General features: G+C 40.9%; 14 protein-coding genes and 1 other RNA gene. 7 read left to right on the forward strand and 8 right to left on the reverse strand.

The features are described from left to right. The 4 genes from C7Y70_RS06805 to fabB all read right to left on the reverse strand — a co-directional run. Positions 1-1941: FimV/HubP family polar landmark protein (locus C7Y70_RS06805; protein WP_280953824.1), on the reverse strand; the 1941-nt coding region annotated here is incomplete at its 3' end. A gap of 325 nt (positions 1942-2266) precedes the next feature. Next, positions 2267-3283 (reverse strand): aspartate-semialdehyde dehydrogenase, encoded by a 1017-nt coding sequence (locus C7Y70_RS06815; protein WP_099297329.1) that lies wholly within the window; start codon positions 3281-3283, stop codon positions 2267-2269. A gap of 10 nt (positions 3284-3293) precedes the next feature. Beyond that, a complete protein-coding gene (locus C7Y70_RS06820; protein ID WP_135473934.1) occupies positions 3294-4439 on the reverse strand; it encodes a 4-phosphoerythronate dehydrogenase in 1146 nt (381 codons plus the stop codon). Between the two features lie 109 nt (positions 4440-4548). Next, positions 4549-5763 carry a beta-ketoacyl-ACP synthase I gene (gene fabB, locus C7Y70_RS06825; RefSeq protein WP_099297333.1) on the reverse strand — a complete coding sequence of 405 codons (1215 nt, stop codon included), beginning with the start codon at positions 5761-5763 and terminating at the stop codon, positions 4549-4551. Positions 5764-5944: 181 nt separating this feature from the next. Between fabB and mnmC the strand changes: the two genes are divergently transcribed. From mnmC to C7Y70_RS06845, 4 genes are all read left to right on the forward strand, one after another. After that, positions 5945-7969 (forward strand): bifunctional tRNA (5-methylaminomethyl-2-thiouridine)(34)-methyltransferase MnmD/FAD-dependent 5-carboxymethylaminomethyl-2-thiouridine(34) oxidoreductase MnmC, encoded by a 2025-nt coding sequence (gene mnmC, locus C7Y70_RS06830; protein WP_135473936.1) that lies wholly within the window; start codon positions 5945-5947, stop codon positions 7967-7969. A 59-nt stretch (positions 7970-8028) separates the two neighbouring features. Then, the gene (locus C7Y70_RS06835) at positions 8029-8355 is read left to right on the forward strand and encodes a hypothetical protein (protein ID WP_135473938.1); all 327 of its coding nucleotides are present in this window, start codon (positions 8029-8031) and stop codon (positions 8353-8355) included. A gap of 141 nt (positions 8356-8496) precedes the next feature. Continuing rightward, positions 8497-9318: a transporter substrate-binding domain-containing protein gene (locus C7Y70_RS06840; protein WP_237114060.1), complete on the forward strand. Its 822-nt coding sequence runs from the start codon at positions 8497-8499 to the stop codon at positions 9316-9318. After that, positions 9315-10796 (forward strand): methyl-accepting chemotaxis protein, encoded by a 1482-nt coding sequence (locus C7Y70_RS06845; protein WP_099297341.1) that lies wholly within the window; start codon positions 9315-9317, stop codon positions 10794-10796. The genes C7Y70_RS06840 and C7Y70_RS06845 overlap by 4 nt, the downstream gene beginning before the upstream one ends. A 160-nt stretch (positions 10797-10956) precedes the next feature. Here the strand turns inward: C7Y70_RS06845 and ssrA are convergent. Next, positions 10957-11313: a transfer-messenger RNA gene (gene ssrA / locus C7Y70_RS06850) on the reverse strand. A 586-nt stretch (positions 11314-11899) separates the two neighbouring features. On the opposite strand from ssrA, the gene C7Y70_RS06855 reads away from it, so the two are divergent. Next, positions 11900-13525 carry a FapA family protein gene (locus C7Y70_RS06855; protein WP_099297349.1) on the forward strand — a complete coding sequence of 542 codons (1626 nt, stop codon included), beginning with the start codon at positions 11900-11902 and terminating at the stop codon, positions 13523-13525. Here C7Y70_RS06855 and rnt read toward each other — a convergent pair. Next, the gene (rnt, locus tag C7Y70_RS06860) at positions 13509-14201 is read right to left on the reverse strand and encodes a ribonuclease T (RefSeq protein WP_135473940.1); all 693 of its coding nucleotides are present in this window, start codon (positions 14199-14201) and stop codon (positions 13509-13511) included. The two genes, C7Y70_RS06855 and rnt, sit on opposite strands and share 17 nt — an antisense overlap. 232 nt (positions 14202-14433) lie before the next feature. On the opposite strand from rnt, the gene C7Y70_RS06865 reads away from it, so the two are divergent. After that, entirely contained in the window at positions 14434-15312 is an 879-nt protein-coding gene (locus tag C7Y70_RS06865; protein ID WP_099297395.1) for an OmpA family protein, read from the forward strand. A gap of 10 nt (positions 15313-15322) precedes the next feature. Here C7Y70_RS06865 and C7Y70_RS06870 read toward each other — a convergent pair whose 3' ends face one another. Further along, positions 15323-16225, reverse strand: a complete 903-nt coding sequence (locus C7Y70_RS06870) for a DMT family transporter (protein WP_099297353.1) — start codon at positions 16223-16225, stop codon at positions 15323-15325. A 405-nt stretch (positions 16226-16630) separates the two neighbouring features. On the opposite strand from C7Y70_RS06870, the gene C7Y70_RS06875 reads away from it, so the two are divergent. Further along, positions 16631-17830 (forward strand): aromatic amino acid transport family protein, encoded by a 1200-nt coding sequence (locus C7Y70_RS06875; protein WP_135473942.1) that lies wholly within the window; start codon positions 16631-16633, stop codon positions 17828-17830. 474 nt (positions 17831-18304) lie between these two features. Here C7Y70_RS06875 and C7Y70_RS06880 read toward each other — a convergent pair whose 3' ends face one another. After that, positions 18305-21310 (reverse strand): EAL domain-containing protein, encoded by a 3006-nt coding sequence (locus tag C7Y70_RS06880; RefSeq protein WP_099297357.1) that lies wholly within the window; start codon positions 21308-21310, stop codon positions 18305-18307. Between the last annotated feature and the right edge of the window lie 12 nt (positions 21311-21322).

The raw sequence follows: 21322 nt of genomic DNA on the forward strand, positions 1-21322 counted from the left end.
TTCGTCGTCTTCTTCAACCAATTCAGCTGGCTGCTCGGGTTCAGCATCTGTTTGCGCAGCATCATCAATGAGCGAGTCGATATCGTCTAAATCAAATTCGTCTTCCTCTTCAGCCAATTCAGCAGGCTGCTCGGGCTCTGCATTGCTTTGCGCAGCATCATCAATGAGCGAGTCGATATCGTCTAAATCAAATTCGTCGTCTTCTTCAACCAATTCAGCTGGCTGCTCGGGTTCTGCATCGGTTTGCGCAGCATCATCAATGAGCGAGTCAATATCGTCTAAATCAAATTCGTCTTCCTCTTCAGCCAATTCAGCAGGCTGCTCGGGCTCTGCATTGCTTTGCGCAGCATCATCAATGAGCGAGTCGATATCGTCTAAATCAAATTCGTCCTCTTCTTCAGCCAATTCAGCAGGCTGCTCGGGCTGTGCATTGCTTTGCGCTGCATCATCAATGAGTGAGTCGATATCGTCTAAATCAAATTCGTCGTCTTCTTCAGCCAATTCAGCAGACTGCTCGGGCTGTGCGTTGCTTTGCGCTGCATCATCAATGAGCGAGTCGATATCAAAGTCATCGTCTTCTTCGCTTAGTTCGGCAGATTCTTTTTCAGTGTTTGCCAACTGTGCTTCATCGGTTGGTGAATCTTCATCATTTGCAAATAAGTCGTCTAAGTCACTTGCACTTAATATATCGCCATCGTCATCAGCTGAGTCAATGTCATCAGATAAGCTGTCATCTGTTTGATCGAAGTCTTGTTGTAAAAATACATCAACTTCATCATCTTCCCCTGCGGTTTGTTCATCATCAAAAACGATGTCGTCACCGAGTAAACCATCAAGCTCATCTTGTCCTAATAAGCTATCGCTCTCTTCGAATGAATCGTCAATATTATCATCAAATATAATATCGTCGTTTTCCGGTAGCATGTCGTCATCAAGATCGTCATCAAGCCGCACACTCAAATCATTTAAGTCATCTTCTACTGGATCTGGAATAATTGGGTCAAGTGAAGGGCCTAAATCAGGTTCATCGCTTTGCACGGGGCTTTGTGGCAAAAATTCTTCATCATCACTTGTTTCTTCTTTTTGGTTTGCGCGTTTACGCAAAAACATAACCACGGCAAAAATGATTAACAATGCGGGTATTGTCATCAGTAGAATGAGGACAAATGGGTTTTCTAGCAATGCGCCAAAATCAAACTCACTCTCCTCCTCTAGCTTTTTTGCTTTTTGCTGCTCTATGATCTCATTTTGTTTATCTATAAGTTCTTTAAGCTGTTGTTGAATTTCACTGTCTTGGCCTAACTGGTTTCGAACATTTTCTAGTTCTTTTGAAATACCTGTTAGCTGTGCTTTGAGCTTATTATTTTCAACTAAAATCTCTTCAACATTTTTAACTGAGGATTTAAATTGGTCCTGTAGTTCAACTAGTTGTGTGCCTTGTTCTGTTTTTATCGAGTTTATTTCATTTTTTAACTCTTGCTTTGCCTCATCAACATCAACCTTGCGTGCTTGTGTTACTTTTTTTTGCGACGCAACGATTTCACTGTTCGTTAATGTACCGTTCTTTTTCTTTTCCCACAGTTCGTCATCTTGCTCTGAACGTTGTTTTGCAAGCTCAGGGTTTACGCTACGAATTTCAGCAAGCGTAGGGATTTTTAAGTATGCGCCATCACGCATATGGTTGAGGTTTTGATCTAGAAATGAATTTGGGTTTTTTTCATACAAAGCCTGCATGACTTGATAAATACTAACAGAGTTATCTTGGCGCACTTTTGCAGCAATACGCCATAGCGTATCTGTTGGCCTAATTGGGCCTATTGAGCGACCTTGAACGCCATAGTCAACGCCTTTGGGGCCTTTAAGTTGGGCACCATCTTGGCTGAAAACTGGTGTAACCACCAATGCAGACGCTAATAAAAGAAGTGTTGCTAAACCGCGCATGCTGATCCTTTAATGTTTAAATGTTAACGCAGCGCTGCTACTAAGCGAGTATGAGCGCTTAAACATTGGTTATTTCATACAGAAATAACTTACATAAATTAATAGTTAATTAAATTTTCTTGCAAGCTCTATTCCAGTTACAAACTATAAACCAGTTAGGTTGTAATATCCATTGCAAGACTTTGAAACGTAATAGCTTAAACTTAATCTATAGAAAGCGTTTTTTATTATTATGGTTAAGTTTATACGCTTTTAGTTACGTTGCGGCAATTATTTGGCAGTTTAAAACTAAAAAGCGGCAAATGTGCCGCTTTAAAAGTTGTGACTAAAGGTAGTTTGCTATCAGTTCTTCAGCAATTTGTACGCTGTTTGTTGCGGCGCCTTTGCGCGTATTGTCACTAACAACCCACATATTCAGTCCATGTGGATGTGAAATATCTTGGCGTAATCTACCCACATAAACCGTATCGTTACCACTTGCATCTGAAACAGGTGTTGGATAATCCCCCGCATCTTCGATTAATTCAAGACCAGGCGCTTCATTGAGCAATTGTTTGATATGCTCAAAATCATATGGCATGCGTGTTTCAAGACTAATCGCCTCTGAGTGTCCAAAAAACACGGGCACTCTTACACATGTTGGGTTAACCGCAACCGTAGTGTCACCTAAAATTTTATGGGTTTCGTTTACCATTTTCATTTCTTCGCGTGTATACCCATTTTCTTCGAAGGTATCAATTTGTGGGATAACATTAAACGCAATTTGCTTAGGGAATAGTTCATTTTCCATTGGACGTGCATTCATTAAGTTCGCCGTTTGTTTAGCTAACTCATCAACCGCTTCTTTGCCTGCACCCGATACCGCTTGATAAGTAGATACATTGATTCGATCAATACCATAAGCATCATAAATTGGCTTTAACGCGACCATCATTTGAATTGTAGAACAATTTGGGTTGGCGATGATATTGCGGTTTCTAAAATCAGCTAGGCTCGCTGCGTTTACTTCTGGCACAACTAATGGCACTTCAAAGTCATTTCTAAAATGCGATGTGTTATCAATGACCACACAACCTGCATCTGCTGCAATTGGCGCATATTTTTCAGATACACTGCCACCAGCTGAGAATAAGCCTATGTGAGCTTGGCTAAAATCAAAGCCTTCTACATCTTGTACTTCAATGTTTTCACCACGAAACTTAATATCTTCGCCTGCACTGCGGCTGCTTGCCAATAAAAATAACTGATCGACTGGAAATTTGCGATCTTCAAGTGTTTCAATTATCTGACGACCCACTAGGCCTGTAGCGCCTAATACGGCAACATTATATTTCTGTGACATGTTTATTCCTCTAAGAACAGCCGCCGTCATGGCCACTGTTTAAAATGTTAAACCCAAGCGCTGAGAGCATTGATGTATTTACCCCTGCTCCACGAATATTTACAGTGTTAAATTCACGTCTAATTGGGTAGTTTTTTCGTAAGCTATCAAAACCTTGTTGTGCTAAATGACGACGTAAAATACCATCGTCACGACGCACGTCATAAACTAGGTGTATTAACTGACCAAGATCATCAATACTGAATGTGTCTTGCAATAAAACATCTGTAAAACTTGGTTCAGGTAAAAAATCAGCCAAAGACTTATTTGCTGTAAGTCCTTCTAAGTTACACAATGCTTGATACAGCATTTGTGTACCACGTGCTTTGCCCTCTAGTGTATGGCCTGCTATGTGTACACTCGCAAAGCGCACATATTCAAGTAGTTCAGTTAAAATGGTGGGTTCGTTTTCCCAAACATCTAAAACTAAATCCAGATTTGCCCCATTTTGCATCACCTCAAGTAATGCATGATTATCAATAACATCGCCACGGCTGGCATTAATTAAAATCACACCGCTTTTTAGGGCCTTCAAACGCGCTTTATTCATTAAATGAAGCGTACTATGCACACCGGCTTTTACTAATGGCACATGAAAAGTCACAATATCTGATTGTGTAAGAAGTGTATCCAAATCACAGTGTTCATCTAATAGACCAGCATCATGCTTAGGTGGATCGCACAGTAATACAGTGACATTTAATGCAGAAAGCTTTTCACGTAAACAACTACCAATACTGCCTACACCAACAATACCAATCGTTTTGCCTTCGAGTGTGCATGCATTTTCTTGCATCAAAGCAAAAATACTGCTTAATACGTATTCAGCAACTGCTATCGCATTACAACCTGGGGCACTGGTAAACGTAATGTCTCGTTGATTAAGTAAGTCGGTGTCAATATGATCAACACCTATTGTGGCAGTACCAACAAATTTGAGCTTATTTGCATCACTTAATAACGCTTCATTCACTTGCGTAACAGAGCGAGTCAATAGCACATCAACATCAATTAGCTGTTCACTTTTCAATGAACGGCCATCAAAACGCTCTACACTTCCTAGCTCAGCGAAATATTGTTCAACTAAAGGCATATTTTGATCAGCAAGTATTTTCATTAATGAGCTCGGTTACCAGTATGAAGTAATATTGTAACGAACAACTGCCTCGTTACACAAACGAAAAAGCCGAGCATTTTGCTCGGCTTCAAAAATAGTTCAGGTTAATTTAACCTTTGTATTTACTCATTACTAATGTGGCGTTTGTTCCACCAAAACCAAAGCTATTAGACATAACCGTGTTTAACTCAACGTCTTTACGCTCAGTGACAATATTGAGGCCTTGTGCTTGCTCATCTAATTCATCAATGTTGATCGATGGAGCAACAAAACCGTGCTCAAGCATTAATAGTGAGAAGATGGCTTCATGCACACCCGCTGCGCCTAGTGCGTGGCCCGTCATTGCTTTCGTTGCGCTGATCATTGGTGAATTGCCGCCAAATACTTCTTGAATAGCGCCTAACTCTTTTACATCACCAACTGGCGTAGACGTACCGTGAGTATTTAAGTAATCAATACCGCCGTCAACATCTTGCATTGCCTGACGCATACAACGTACCGCGCCTTCGCCTGATGGAGCAACCATGTCATAACCGTCAGACGTCGCACCGTAACCTGTGATTTCAGCATAAATGTGCGCGCCACGAGCAAGTGCATGCTCTAGCTCTTCAACAACAACAATACCGCCGCCGCCAGAGATAACAAAACCATCACGGTTAGCGTCATATGTACGAGATGCTTGCTCTGGTGTTTCGTTATATTTCGTAGAAAGTGCGCCCATAGCATCAAATTCCATCGCTAGGGTCCAATGCAACTCTTCACCACCACCGGCAAAAATAACATCTTGTTTACCAAGCTGAATTTGCTCAACAGCATGGCCAATACAATGCGCCGAAGTTGCACAAGCAGAACTGATTGAATAGTTCACGCCTTTAATTTTAAACGGTGTTGCTAAACAGGCAGAAGTCGTGCTTGCCATGGTACGCGGTACCATGTATGGACCAACACGTTTAACGCCTCTCTCACGTAAAATGTCAGCGGCTTCTACTTGCCATTTTGATGAACCACCACCTGAACCCACTAAAAGGCCTGTGCGCTCATTTGAAACTTGCTCTTCATTTAGGCCAGCATCTTCAATTGCTTGTGCCATTGAGATATATGAATAAGCAGCAGCATCGCCCATAAAGCGCATAGCTTTACGATCAACAAACTCTTTGACGTCAATATCAATTTTACCAGATACGTTACTGCGTAACTTGTAATCTGCAAACTCTTGGTTAAAAGCAATACCGCTTTTACCAGTTTTTAACGATTCTAATACTTCTTCTTTGTTGTTGCCGATGCTTGATACAACACCGATGCCCGTAATAACGGCTCTTCTCATGGGTAATTACCTTAGCTTGATACTAAATTGTGATCTATTTTACGCTGAATTTTATAACTAAGTGGTCAGCTTTCTAGCTTACACATGTACTCTGAATGCATAGCTTATAAATAACGCCAGACTATTTCAAAGAAAACACGTAAAATAATTAAAAAAAGTACACATTAATTAATTGCAGACCATGATAAAACACGCTGATATTCACTTTAATTGCCAAGGTACTCCTGTTGCGGATAACTTCGACGACGTCTATTTCTCTAACGACAATGGATTAGCTGAATCCGATTACGTGTTTTACCAACAAAACAATATCCCAGCCCGATTACAAAACCATGACCGCCCACATTTTGTTATTGCTGAAACAGGTTTTGGCACTGGGCTTAATTTTCTTAATACGTGGCTGCAATTTAACGCTCATTTGGCTAATAGGCAACTTAAGCAAAATAAAGTTCCCACAAAACAAAGTAAAACGGTTGAACGCTTACATTTTATCTCATTTGAAAAATACCCTTTAAAACATGCCGACCTTGCAAAAGCACTGCAAGCATGGCCTGAATTAGCCCAATATAGTAACCAGTTACTCACGCATTACCCGATTAATTTAGCTGGATGCCACCGGCTAGAGTTTGATCATGGCCGCATAATTCTTGATTTATACTTTGGTGATGTACAAGACTCTATAAATAACATGAGTTACTCACATTCAGGAGTCGTCGATGCTTGGTACTTAGATGGCTTTGCACCCAGTAAAAACCCTGATATGTGGCAACAAAAACTATTTGAATTAATGGTCGATATTTCACGTTCAAACGCCACTTTGGCAACATTTACCGCTGCGGGCTTTGTGCGCAGAGGGCTTAACGAAGCAGGCTTTAGCATGCAAAAAGCCAAAGGTTTTGGCCGAAAGCGTGAGATGCTAATTGGCGCACTGGCTCAGTCAAACAAAACGCGTTCAGCTCCCCCATTCTATGCAAGTGATACCAGTTCATTGACCAACGTTGCCATCATCGGCGGGGGCATTGCTAGCAGTGCAGTACTTTATAGTTTAGCCAAACGGGGCGTAAACAGTCAGCTATTTTGCCAAGATGAACAGCTCGCAATGGGAGCATCACACAATGTGCAAGGTGCCGTTTACCCGCATTTACAAGCAAAAAATTCACCCCACAGTGAGTTTTTCGCACACAGTTTTTTATATGCAAAGCGTTTGTATCAACAATTAACTAATAATGGCTTTAGTTACGACCATCAATGGTGTGGTGTATTGCAACATGCCGTTAAGCAACCATTAGCCGAGCGGCATCAAAATATTGAAACTAAACAGTTGTGGCCAAAAGAGTTAATGCATACTGTAACGGCCGAACAAGCAGATGATATTGCGGGAATAAAGGCGGGGTATGCTGGAGTACATTTCCCCCTAGCTGGTTGGGTTAATCCACCGCAACTTGTAAAAGCGCTTTATGACCAAGCTATGGCATTAGCAAGCATTAATAGCCACTTTAACTGTGATATTGATGCACTTGAAAAAACACCCAATGGGTGGTTACTAAAAAATGGTGATAAACAATACGGTCCTTTTTCGGATGTGATTATCTGTGCGGGCGAACACAGTGATCGCTTTGCTCAAACAACAGAATTGCCGATTGTTGGCGTACGCGGTCAAGTATCCCATGTACAAGCGAGCCCAGCCTCTCATGAGCTTAAAACTGTTTTGTGCCACAAAGGCTACTTTACTCCCGCCTATTTAGGGCACCATTGTATGGGCGCTACCTTTGAAAAAAACTCAAAAAGCCGCGACGTCACCGAACAAGATAATAAAACGAACCGAGAACAACTGCTTAATTTTTATAGTCATTGCGAATTTGCAACAAGCCTAGGTAATATTAGTGATGCCAAAGCGGCAGTAAGGTGCAGTTTTATTGATCACCTACCGATGGCGGGTGAATGGGTAGAGCAAGCAGACTACACTAAAGCATTTGCAAACCTGCGCCAAGGTAAGCGATATCAATATCAGCCACTACAAAAGACTCAACAGGGCTTACACATATTAACGGGGTTTGGTGCCCGCGGTTTATGTAGCGCTCCCTTAGCCGCAGAACATTTAGTCAGCCATTTAAGTGGCGCTCCCAGTCCTGTTAGTGAGCGAGTAAGTCAAGCAATTCACCCTGGGCGTTTTATTATTCGTGATTTAATACGTAATAAAATTTAATCAGATGTACCCATCACTCAATGGCGAGTGAAAATCTATTTAATTTATGAGGAAGAATTGTGAGAAAAACAACAGCCTTCATGTGTGCCGCCCTGGCATGCACAGTATGGCCAAGTGCCGCAAACTTAAGCTTAGTGCCCGTTCCAGCAGACTACAAATTAATAATGCACGTTGACGATAAATACCCGCTAGTACAAACAGGCTACTCGGCACAGCCTATGCCTGATATTGTCAGGTTTTATAAGCATCAACTTGGCGAACCTGATTTAAACCGCCGTTATGCAAGTAATTTAACCTTATTCTACTCTATCCAAGGTAAAACAGTTCGTATTAGTCTACTGCAACATGATTACAAAACAGATATCGCAATAATGATTACCCAGTAGCTTTTTAGCTTGCCAAAATACTGAATACGTATGCATAAAACAAACAGTTGAGCTGTCATTAAAACAACCGTAGTTTGTAATTCACACAATTATAACAACACGGTTTTTATGTATTATTCACTCTCAACCTTTTTGCTCTGCATGAGCTTTTTAAGCTTTGCAGAACCCATTAAGTTGCAAAGCTATTCTGGCGATACCTCTTTGCCGCACAAATTACTTATCGAGGCGCTTAACAAAGCAAACTTAGACTACATTCACCCATATGAAAGCGATAAAGACATATCAAATGCCCGAATTTTAAATGATGTAAAAATAGGCCAGCTCGATGTAATGTGGAGCATGACTTCACAGTCACTTGAGCAAGATTACCAAGCGGTATACATTCCACTTTTTAGAGGTTTGCTAGGTATGCGCTTAGCAATCGTCACCCAAAAAAATAAAGAGCTATTTAAGCACGTAAGTAGCATTGCTGATTTGAAAAGGTTTCGTGCTGGTCAAGGAAAAACGTGGCCTGATACCACCATTTTAAAAGAAAACGGTCTAAATGTAGTCACCACATTAAAGTACCCTAACCTATTCCCTATGCTTGAAGGTGGTCGTTTCGATTACTTCCCTCGTGGTGTAAATGAGCCTTGGGATGAAATAGCCAATTATCACGATCTGAATCTAACTGTAGATCCCTATATCCTATTAAAGTACACCGCGCCATTGTATTTTTTTGTTGCAAAAGAAAACACGCAACTTGCACAAAAATTGACGCAATCGCTAAATAAAATGATCAAAGATGGCAGCTTTAATCGCATGTTTTTTGACGACAGCCAAGTACAAATGGTTTTACAAAAAGCCAATTTAAAACAGCGTCTTATTATTCCCCTAAGCAATCCTAATTTAAGTTCAATCACTCCCCTGTCTCGCACAGAGCTTTGGTTCGACCCACTTAATGAGAGAACAACAACACAATGAAATCATTACAATACAAAATAACTGTCGCGCTAAGCATTTGCCTCGTCATCATATTTGGCTTTGTTGTGAGTGTTAACTACTACTTACTAAAAAATAGTGAAACTGCACAATGGCAAGAAAATATCACAGCATTGGATCAACAATTAACTGTCATTCTGGCTGAGCCTGTCTTCTCTTACGATAAGCCACTGATTGCACAAATTATTAATGCTTTTGCTAAAAATCATAATATTCAGCATATTGAAGTAGTTGATCATCGAAATAAACTTTTAGGTAATGTAGGTCAACATACTGGTGCACAAAACGTGATCGCTCATCAATTACCCCTGTCTGTTTCAGAACAAAAAATTGGCACAATAAATATAAAATACAGTCAAGATGAGCTCAACAAAGGTATTTTCAATGCTGTTCGAACCATGGTAATTACTTTAGCTATTTCATTTTTACTACTTGGTGTCACAATTATCTACCTCTGCCGCTTTATCATTATTAAACCTATTGTTGGTGTGAACCAACTGGTTGATGAATTGGTACGTGGCGGTGGTGATTTAACTCAGCGCATTAACTATCAATCGAGTGATGAAATTGGATATTTAGTTGCAGGGTTTAATCGCTTCATTAACGAAGTGCAGCAAATTATTGCAAGCCTTGGCAAAACAGCCACTGAATTAGAGATCATTGCAGGCTCTGTGAACGAGGCCACAGTGAGATCTAAATACGAAGCTGAGCAAGAATATGCATTGACTGATGCTGCAACTTCGTCCTTGAGCCAACTAAGTGAAGCTACAAAAGAAATTGCATTTGGCGCAACACAAACAGCCGATCAGACCACAAAAGTACAAACCCTGTGTCAAGAAGGGCAATTAAGCATGAGTAACAACAGCACACTGATCCACGAGCTTGAAAATCAGTTAGACCATACATCGAGTGTGGTTGAACAACTCGACAGCAGAAGCAGTGAAATAAGCCAAGTCCTTGATGTAATAAAAAGTATAGCCGAACAAACCAATTTACTAGCCCTCAACGCCGCGATAGAGGCCGCAAGAGCGGGTGAATCTGGCCGTGGATTTGCAGTGGTTGCAGACGAAGTACGCGCACTGGCAAGTAAAACGTATCATTCAACCTCTGAAATTGAGAGCATCATAAGCGCACTGCAAACCAACGCCAGTGAATGCGTACAAGCATCACAAAAAAGTAAACACGTTAGCAGCCAAGTAATTCAAGCCAATGAACAAAGCCAGCATGTTTTTCATAATATTGCAGAGCAAGTCGATGAAATAAATTTAATGAACGAGCGAATTGCCGCAAGCTCAGAACAGCAAACATGCACCACCGAAGGTATTTTATCTACAATGGAAAAAATCAATCACGGTGCAAAATCATTAGCCCAAGAAGCTGAACAACTCGATGAGACCATAAAACAGTTAAACGAACTTGAAAAAGGCATTGTCGAAAAATTAGGACTGTTTAAGTATTAAAGCTTTAGTTAAACACAATATGCGGCATTGAAACGTCGCTTTTTGATTTACTATAACTGCACCCTAGCCCTCAAAAGCCATAAAAAAACCCACCAACCTGATTGCTCAAATTGGTGGGGTTTTTTAGGGTTTTTAAATCAACGAATTTAAAAACCTATATTGGTGGAGCTGGGGGGATTTGAACCCCCGTCCGAAAAGCCTCGACCGTCGGTACTACATGTTTAGTATTGTCATTTAATTAACCTTTAAATCCCGGACAAACACGGTAGATAAAGGCGAGGCCGCTTAGTTTTAACGCTTCAACCCCGGCCAGGGTTTCCATCGCGATCAGGTGTTAGGGTGACACTCCAGAATCCAGTCCACAAGAATACATGGAAGGAGCGCTAGCCAGCCTAAGCTGCTAGAGAGTAGTTATCGTCGTTTGCGATTACTTTAAATTGCGGCTTTTTTACGAGGCAAACCGCACCTCGACATGCACCTCGGGCTTCTTGAATTCCGTCGAATCCTAATCAGCCCCTGAATTAGTAAACTCATTCAGAGTGTGCGGGCAGTATAACTGACTAAGGCGGCGATACTCAAGACTCTAAACAACTTTATTTTAGGGTCTGTTGACCTTTCACGGTTAAATTTGCAGCAATCTGTTTGGTATTTAGGCAAGGCAGAACCTATGTGGTGTGGTTGTTCCCCATAAATAGGTGATAACGCAGCATAAATGCCAAACAGGCGCTGCCCTTCGGGTTCTGCCCAAGAGCGATTTACTCTTTGTTACCTACATGGATGTAGGTAAGGGGCGTTAGCAGGACGCGGTAGCTTTGTTCGGTTTTGACTTAGCCCGCTAGGTTACAAACCTCACGCCGCGATTAAACCGCTCCTAGTTTGAACAAATTTTAATCCGCAAAGGTCAACAGACCCTAGTAAAAGTGCTTTATTTATAATTAATTACAGGTAAATTTGTAAACAAGCCTGCATTTTAGGAAAAATAATTAGAACATTTACTTAACATAAGGTCACAGTTGTGCTCAAATAGCATACATAATCGCCATTTAGTATTATACCTTGGTGAATGATAATAAAAACAGGCATAGTTTTATAGGAAGTCATAAATGTCGCTGTTTATCCATGATACACAATCTGGTTTTGTGTCTATTTCCGAGCATCCTAAAAAGAGTGGCTATCCTGTCACTGGCTCACAGTTGATCGAACTATTCGAACAGTCTCAATTTGCTGACTTTGAAGTTATTACAGCAAATATTGGCAAACTTTTTACACCCAGTAACAACTTAGGTAATGACTCCCTTAATATAGCAAAGGCTGTAGACGCTTCAATCACTGTTAAAATTGATGAAAAGAACATGGTTGCAGAAGCTACGCTAACTACCGCTCGTGGCGGTGAGTTAATGTCAATCGACAAAGCCCGAGAGGTTTTACTCGAGGCAGGCGTAGTTCAAGGTGTGAGTGCTCGCGCTCTCGATTCGTTTTTAGGTCAGCAATTCGAAAAATCGCCCGGTATGTCGTATTCGGCAATTGTTGCTCATGGTCGTCGCCCTAAAGAAGGCGCAGATGCTAAGTTTGTGCGTTTATGCTCAACAGCCCAAGATAGAGTGCTAAGCCCACAAGCCAAAGAAGGCGGTAAAGTCGATATGCGTGATCTAGGTGCAATCATTACCGTTAAGCCTGGCACGCCTTTAATGCAACGCATTGCTGCTACAAATGGTGAAGATGGCTATACTGTATTTGGCGATATGATCCCCGCTTGCCCAGGTAAAGATTTGCCATTGCAGCCTTTTGAGGGCACTAAGTTAGACCCTGATAACCCAAATATACTTATTGCAGACTGTAAAGGTGTGCCTGTTGCACTACCGCGAGGTATGCGTGTTGATGATGTATTGTGCTTTGACAACGTAGATATTGGTACGGGTCACGTTGATTTTGACGGCAGTGTTATTATTAGTGGTGATATTAAAGATGGCATGCAAGTCCGTGCAAGCGGTGATGTCACAGTACTAGGCTTTGTTGAATCAGGCATTATTGAAAGTGCAAGCGCTGTGACCATAATGCAGGGTGCAATTGGTCGAAAACGCGAAGATAACGAAGCATTTAGTTGTAAAATCAAGGCAGCTAGAACGATTTCAATTGGATACGCACAATATTGCTCGGTCGAAGGTGAACAGGATTTATTTATTGAGCGCCAAGCATTACATTGTGACTTAAGCGCACGCCGTTTGATCAGAGTTGGCAAAGCAAGTAACCCTCGGGGTAAAATAATAGGCGGAAGCGTTTTAAATGCGATGCGAATTGAAACCGGTGAATTAGGTGCGCCATCAGGGACCAAAACACGGATATACCTTGCGCAAAATTGGCATGATTTACGTCAAAAGCAAGTTCAGGTTAGTGACTTTGAAAAGCTGTTAACTACAAAGTCTGCAGCTTTAAAACAAGCCCGAAAGAAAGCCATTAAAATCCCATTCCCTGAAAAAAGACAATTACTGCTTGATAAAATTACGGCAAGTGAAGAGCAAATAAACATTAAGGTTGCTAACACTAAACGTAAAAAACATCTAATTAAGCAAAAAATCACACAGCTTTTGTCTATTAGTAGGGTTAAGGTTAATGAGCTCATGCACCCTGGCGTAGAGCTCAAAATAGCTAAAGATTCGAAAAACTTTTCACGTATTTACCCTCCTCATTTAGTAAAAATGAGCGAAGGAAAAATTACTCAGTCGTTTTAACGGCTGAGTCTTCTATTGTAGTTTGTTCACTGTCTTCTAGCACCTCTTCAGCGAGCGGCCATCCACCGAGCTGCTGCCAACGATTAACGATTAAGCAATAGAGCTCCGCGGTGCGTTCAGTGTCGTACAATGCTGAGTGTGCTTGTTTGTTATCAAACTCGATTCCTGCTGCACGACATGCTTTTGCTAAAACAGTTTGTCCCAGTGCTAAGCCTGCAAGCGAGGTAGTATCAAAGCTTACAAACGGATGAAACGGCGTGCGCTTAATATTATTTCGCTCAATAGCTGCATTTAAAAAGCCATGGTCAAACGCAGCGTTATGGGCAACAACAACTGAACGCTGACATCCAGCCGCTTTTTGGGCTTTACGTACCGCCTTACACACCTCTTTTATTGCTTCATCTTCTGGCACCGCACCACGAAGAGGTGAATGTGGATCAATGCCATTAAATTCAATGGCGGCTTGCTCAATATTAGCCCCTTCGAAAGGCTCAACATGAAAATGCACAGTATGATCAATACTTAACAACCCTTCGTCATCCATTTTTAAAATAGAGACTGCAATTTCTAGTAGCGCATCAGTTTCTTTGTTAAAACCCGCCGTTTCAACATCTATAACAACAGGGAAAAAGCCACGGAAACGTTTTGCGAAAAGTGTTTGTTCAGTATTTGCCATAGTCTTCTTGGTTTATGAATGTAAGCCTCCTATTATGACAAAGTTGATGCCCACTCGGCTAGAGGGTTTAAGTATTAATTAAAGGATTAAATAGTGGGCATATAAATTGCTTGATACTTTGGTATTCATGTTCATACTTAATACAAGGCTTTGGGTAACTGTTATGCCTGCTGACTAGCCAAAGTATTGACAGATGTTTTTACAAAGTAATTTATTGTTGGAGTCCACTACTGTGAAATTATCATTACTCTCTGTTGGTATTACAACAATTGCCCTATTTTCAAGCTGCGTAACATCAGCTGCAATGCGACAGTACAGCGCCAACGCTGATACATCGCAATGGCATGTCGTAAAAACAACACGACTACAATGTCAATTAAATCATGAGGTTCCTTATTATGGGGAAGCTATATTTAGTGCAAATGCAAGTAAAAATAAAGATGTGCTCTTTAATTTAGATATGGTTGTGAGGCCAGATAATTACAGTGTTGCGGGCCTCAAGGCTGTGCCTCCGACTTGGCGAGCGGGCCGCCCTGCGCGTGATCTTGCAAATATGAAGCTGCTACGTAAATTTGACGGCGAATTGGGAAATCAAACCGCTTGGGAAATGCTCACGGAGCTTGAAAAAGGCTACCACCCAACTTTTTATTATCAAGACTGGCAAAATAGTGCCGATAAAATTGCCGTTGGCTTATCGAGTATCAATTTTAAACAGGCTTACTGGGCTTTTTTGCAATGCCGCGACGAGTTATTACCTTATAATTTTGAGGATATTTCATTCACGATAATGAATTATCAACCCAATACCAGCAAGCTTACTAAATCGTCACAAAAACGTTTAGATAAAATTGCTGAGTACCTAAAACACGATACAAGTATTTCATCTATTTCAATTGATTCATATACTGACAGTTACGGTGGTCGCTGGAATAACTTAGAACTTTCTAAAAAGCGCGCTAAAGCAATAAAAGATTACATGGTAAGCCTTGGTGTTGATGAATCAAAGGTTGAAACACAAGGCTTTGGTGAAAAGCGCCATGTCGCAACCAATGACAATATTTTAGGCCGTGATAAAAACCGTCGCCTCGTTATTCAAATAGCAAAAATGTGATTTTAACTCATTAAGAGGTAAGCTTTTTTAGCTTACCTTTTTTATTCAACCACCCTTCACCAAATTGAAAAATTGCTAAGCTGATTAATATAATTCCCGCACCAACACCAAGTTGCATGCTGATAGGCTCATCGTTTAACCACGCCCCCAAGGCAATCGCAAAACTAGGAGTGATTAAAGTAGTCAATGCAACGGTACTTGCTGTTAATTTTTGTAGTACATGAAAATACGCCAATGCTCCCACTAAAGAGCCGAAAACGCCCAAATAAACAATTGACCAAATAGATTTGGCTGACCACGCTTGACTGTCCAATTGGCCACCAAAAAACCACCAAGTAATAAAGAATAACGGCGTCACAAATATTAAAGAGCCAAATGTTGTTGCCATTGGGTGTATTGCGATACGAATCCGCTTTATCATTACACCGCTAAGGCTAAAAAAGCATACTGCTAAAGCGACATAGATAAAGCCTTGGATTTGTAACATAGAGCCTTGAATATGTTCTTCACTTACCAAATATAATCCACCTAAGGCGCAAATAAGCGCTGTGCACTTTATTAGGCTAAACTTAGGCTCATTCAGTAAACGCTGCGCAAGCAACCCAGATAGAATTGGCGCTAAGCCAAAAATAAGTGAAATCAAACCTGAAGGGACAGTTTTAGCAGCCATATAGCTTAATAACATTCCACCATAAATCCCTATACTTGAGTACCCATATAAAAAACATGCGCGCCTATGCCATGGGATTCTTATATTAGCTATTGCGACCACAAATGCAGCCAACACGAGTCCTATCAGCATGCGTAATAATACAGCAAGAGTTGGCTCTACCGTAGCGCTACTAAATACGATACCCAGCGGTGTTGTTGACCACACCAACACCATAAATAAATAAGAGATTTTGACGTTCACCCGGCTATTCCTTTAAGGAGGCGGTAAAACGACAGGAGGAAAAAAGGATTCTAACCGCGTTATACCGCGGTTAAATATAAGAATTATACTTTACCGCAATCCATGCACGAGCGCATCACTGAACAGGTCAGCCATGAGCAAAGCGGTGTTAGGACTCGGTTAGTTAGTTGCATTAAATTTCTTTATTTGTTGAATTAATAAAATTGCAAAAGCAACACCATTAGTACCAGATCTGGTTAATTAGTCAACACTTTGTATTTAATACTTGGTTAAATTTTTTAACCTGTATTACTCCATGTAAATCATAGGTTACATTTATTTTCTTTGATTTATGACAAAACTATTTAAGTTTGCGCCAACTAGTTATATCTTGCTTGCCTCTCACGATGTTTCAGGGGCAAAAGAGTGCATAAAAATAATACAATAGGCAGCATGTTAATTGTTGCAGGTACCACGATAGGCGCAGGAATGCTCGCGCTGCCAATAGCAAGTGCAGGACTTGGGTTTAGTACTGCGCTTATATTAATTATAGCAACATGGGTGTTAATGACCTACACCGCCCTGCTTATGCTTGAATTACATCAGCATGCAGAACGTGAAGCCACGTTAAATACGTTAGCTAAATCGTGGCTTGGCAAGCGCGGACAGTATCTTGCTAACTTTTCGGTGATGTTCTTGTTTTATGCACTCTGTGCTGCGTATATCGCAGGTGGCGGCGCACAATTACAGGAAAAAATTAATGCTGGCCTCAACCTTAATATTGCGCCACAAGTCGGCTCTGTCATTATTGCATTAATCATTGGTACTGTTGTTACACTTGGAACAAGTAAAGTAGACAAACTTAATAGGGTTTTATTTACCGTTAAAATTGTTGTTCTTGCCAGTTTATTTTATATGCTTACGCCTTATGTACATGGCCAGCATTTACTTGAAATGCCCATTGAGCAGGGACTCATTCTCTCCGCTATTCCTGTTGTATTTACCTCATTCGGTTTTCATGGCTCTATTCCTTCTATTGTGAAGTATGTAGGGCTTGATATAAAAACACTGCGCCGTGTGATGATCGCAGGTGCTTCACTGCCGCTCGTCATTTATATCTTTTGGCAACTTATTAGCCAAGGGATCATGAGCCAAAGTGAGCTACTAACAAGTACTGGGCTTCCGGGTTTTGTTGCTAGCATGGCTAATATTGCGAACAATTCAGCCGTCGCTTCCGCCGTTAATTTATTTGCTGATTTAGCATTGGCCACTTCATTTTTGGGTGTGAGCTTAGGATTGTTTGATTTTTTTGCTGATGCATTTAAAAAAGGTGATAAAAGTAAAGATCGCTTTAAAACGGCTCTTATAACGTTTATTCCTCCTCTAGGGTTTGCACTTTTCTATCCTCAGGGTTTTATTATGGCATTAGGCTACGCGGCAATTGCGCTGGTTGTATTAGCGGTATTTTTACCTGTTGCTATGGTGTATAAACAACGCCAACAAGCCCATACTGGTTACACTGTGATTGGTGGAAATGTTGGGCTAATACTTGCTGCACTGTGTGGAATACTCATTATCAGCGCACAAGGTATGCAAATGGCAGGACTTATCCCTGCAATTGGTTAGCTGTAATCAGTTAAAGTCTGTTGACCTTTGCGGATTAAAATTCGTTCAAATTAGGGGCGGTTAAATCGCGGCGCGAGGTGTGTAACCTCGTGGGCTAAGTCAAAACCGAGCAAAGCTTGCACCTCCTGCTCACGCCCCTTACCACCATCCATGTAGGCAACAAAGAGGAAATTACCCCTAGGCTGAACCCGAAGGGCTGCGCCTGTTTGGCATTGATGCTGCGTTATCGCCTATTTATGGGAAATAACCACACCACATAGGCGCTGCCTTGCCTAAATACCAAACAGGCTGCTGAAAATTCAACCTTAAAAGATCAACAGACCCTAGGTTAGCAGTTAAATAAAAACGGCACCTAGGTGCCGTTTTTATTTATTGTACGTGTGTCATGTAGTGCAAAAAACCTGACTCACTTTAAACTGTTAGCGCGCGCTCAGTTCAACAAGTGTATTAGCACAGTTAACCTACGAAATTAAACTATGGCCTTTCAGCCAAGTCACTGAGCTTGTCAAATAACTCTGGTAGCTCTCGTTCTGGGATAGGTGGACTGTAGAAATAGCCTTGCACAATAAAGCAGTTATTATTTTGTAAAAACTCAACCTGCTCAATGGTTTCAACCCCTTCTGCGACTACATCAAGTTTGAGCTTTTGTGCCATGGCTATAATCGCCGCGGTGATTTCCATATCGTTAGAGTCTTCTGGTATATCTTGTACAAACGAGCGATCAACCTTAAGAATATCAACAGGGAAACGTTTTAAATAGCTTAACGACGAGTAACCCGTCCCAAAGTCATCAATAGAAATAGACACGCCAAGATCCTTTAACTGGTGTAACTGAGCTATTGCGGCCTCTACGTTCCCCATTAACATGCTTTCTGTCAATTCTAGGTGTAAGCTTTTTGCAGCTACATTCGTTTTTTGAATCATCGATGCCAACAAAGGCACTAGTTTAGAGTCTTTAAACTGACGAGCTGATAAATTAATCGAAATATTATTTTCACGACCCTGTGCTGCAAGCCTTGCTGCAAATTCAAACGACTCTTCAAGTACCCAAGCACCAAGCTCAACAATTAAGCCAGTTGCCTCTGCAATAGGAATAAACTTAGTAGGTGGGATCATACCTTCTTTTGGATGGAACCAGCGTATCAAAGCTTCATAGCCAACCACTTGATTTGTTCTGCAATCAACTTGTGGCTGGTAATACAATACAAACTGACGCTCTTTAATAGCACTGCGCAATTCATTTTCAATAAATAACCGTTCATTTGCAGCTGCATCTAACTCTTGGCTATAAAAGTGGTATGTGTTGCGGCCTTTTGCTTTAGCTTCATACATCGCTAAATCTGCATGCTTCAGTAACTGGTCTTCTTCTTGGCTATCATACGGCGCCATAGTGATACCTATACTGGCACTGATGATCACTTCATTATTACCCAACATAATAGGTTCGTTGAGGGTTTTTTGAATCGTGTTAGCCACTTCAGTGGCATGATCTTGGTGTTCTATGCCACTGAGTAATACGGCAAACTCATCACCACCCAATCGTGATATGGTATCTTCTGCACGCAGGCGTTTCTTCAACCTATTTGCCACTTCTACCAAAAGCTGGTCACCCGCATCATGCCCTAATGTGTCATTAATACGTTTAAATTCATCTAAATCAAAATAGAACAATGCAAACGCATAATGGCCCCGCTCAGCAAGCGCCATCGATTTACGTAATTGCATTCTAAAAAATGTACGGTTCGCCAGCCCTGTTAAGGTATCGAAGTAAGCCAGTTGTTCCATTTTTCTTTGGCTTTCTTTAACAAACGAAATATCTTGAGCGGATGCTACGTAACTGCTGATCTCTCCACTGTCTTCACGTATAGGTGAAATACTCAAAGATACCCAAATTGGTGGTTTGTTCAGTCCTTGAATCAAGGTATCTCCGCGCCAATAGTTACGACTGCGTAAATCAATATCGATATCATCGACTAATATAGCCATTTCTTCAGCCACAATACTTAATAAGGCTGAGTTCAAAAAGTGGCTTTCCTCAAAACCGGACATTTCCAGCATCTTCGGGTTAACGTATTCAATTACAAAATTGTGATCTGTGATCACAACCCCAGTACCAGAAAAAGATACCGCTTTTGAAAGTCGATTTGCGGCTTTTTCAGCAATTTCTTTTTCCGTAATGCGCTGATTTAGGCCATCAATCAACTTGCGGATCTCAACGGCCATGTCACGAAAAGATCCGTTAAGCGTGCCTATTTCATCTTTATTTTCTTTAGGAAATTCAATTTGCAAATGACCTTTACCAAAGCTGGTTACTGCATGAACTAATGAATGTATACGCCTTAGTACTAGCTGATACAGTGCTTGATGAAGCAATAAAGCAACAAGAATGGCATATAAAATAAACAGCCCAAAAAACTTCACCTTTAGCTCTTGTAGCGCAGATAATGCCGAGGAGCGTTTTTTATAAATTCCGATGTACCAATCCAAATGTTCAACTTTACGGATATTTATGATGTGTGTTTCACCATCTTGAATAAAAGAGTCCGCATTTTTTGGTAACTTCATTTTAATTGTTTGGCTAATAAGCTCTTGCAAATCTGCATTGACAAAATCGTTACTATTTAGACGCTTGCCGCGTTGCCCATAATCTTCATACTTATTTTTAGTCAAATTAGGGTGTGAAAGTAATTGGCCTTGGCCGTCAAACACAAAGAGGTGTTGATCATTGTCACCAATCGGGAGTTGAGAGATTAACGTATCTAAAACTAAATCACTCCCAGTTACACCGAGGAATTCATTATTAATATAAATAGGCACAAGAATGCTGATGACCCATTTATGCGAAATTTCATCGTAATATACATTAGACCAGACCGCTTCGCGTGTAGGGTTTTGCTCCTCTTGTGCGTAGTTAAAATTACTGTCTTTAGTGAATTGATGATCACCGGCAACACTCAATGCCCAATTTGATGGTGCAATACGGATAAAGTTATCTTTGGTGATTAAATAAAAGTTTGAGAAATCTTCAATAAGAGTAGGAGATAGTATTTTCCACAGCGACTCAGAGTCATGTAGTAACTTTTTATAAAATGGGGAGTAATTTTTTTGGGGTAAAAACGCGGCGGAAAAACCATCGTTAGAAGAACTACGAATGCTGCCGTCAGCCTCAAAACTTAATACCGCATCTTGGTTATCAGCCAGCTGCGAAGAGCTATAAAACAATTGGTTTGTTACCACTCTGTTTGCTTGCTCTGCGATATTAATTTTAGTTTTCACTAAATTATTAAATTGCTGATTTAACCGATTGCTTGAAAGCTTTAATACTTCATGCTCTTCAAATACCAGCTGTTTTTCTTCAGACTTGAGCATCAATGCAGCTGCACAAATACCTGCAATTAAACAAATCGCTGATATAAGCAGCGAAAGCTTCATACTTAATGAGTTAACACCAAAACGTGATGGTGGGCGTCTATACACCACAATCCAACCTTA

The sequence above is a fragment of the Pseudoalteromonas sp. KS88 genome (assembly GCF_004766475.1).
In the GTDB taxonomy this organism is placed as follows: domain Bacteria; phylum Pseudomonadota; class Gammaproteobacteria; order Enterobacterales; family Alteromonadaceae; genus Pseudoalteromonas.

Bases quoted from the DNA above. Each gene is read 5' to 3' on its own strand.
- C7Y70_RS06845 (WP_099297341.1), top strand. From the start codon at position 9,315: ATGAAATCATTACAATACAAAATAACTGTCGCGCTAAGCATTTGCCTC.
- rnt (WP_135473940.1), bottom strand. From the start codon at position 14,201: ATGGCAAATACTGAACAAACACTTTTCGCAAAACGTTTCCGTGGCTTT.
- mnmC (WP_135473936.1), top strand. From the start codon at position 5,945: ATGATAAAACACGCTGATATTCACTTTAATTGCCAAGGTACTCCTGTT.
- C7Y70_RS06840 (WP_237114060.1), top strand. From the start codon at position 8,497: ATGAGCTTTTTAAGCTTTGCAGAACCCATTAAGTTGCAAAGCTATTCT.
- C7Y70_RS06855 (WP_099297349.1), top strand. From the start codon at position 11,900: ATGTCGCTGTTTATCCATGATACACAATCTGGTTTTGTGTCTATTTCC.
- C7Y70_RS06815 (WP_099297329.1), bottom strand. From the start codon at position 3,283: ATGTCACAGAAATATAATGTTGCCGTATTAGGCGCTACAGGCCTAGTG.
- C7Y70_RS06820 (WP_135473934.1), bottom strand. From the start codon at position 4,439: ATGAAAATACTTGCTGATCAAAATATGCCTTTAGTTGAACAATATTTC.
- fabB (WP_099297333.1), bottom strand. From the start codon at position 5,763: ATGAGAAGAGCCGTTATTACGGGCATCGGTGTTGTATCAAGCATCGGC.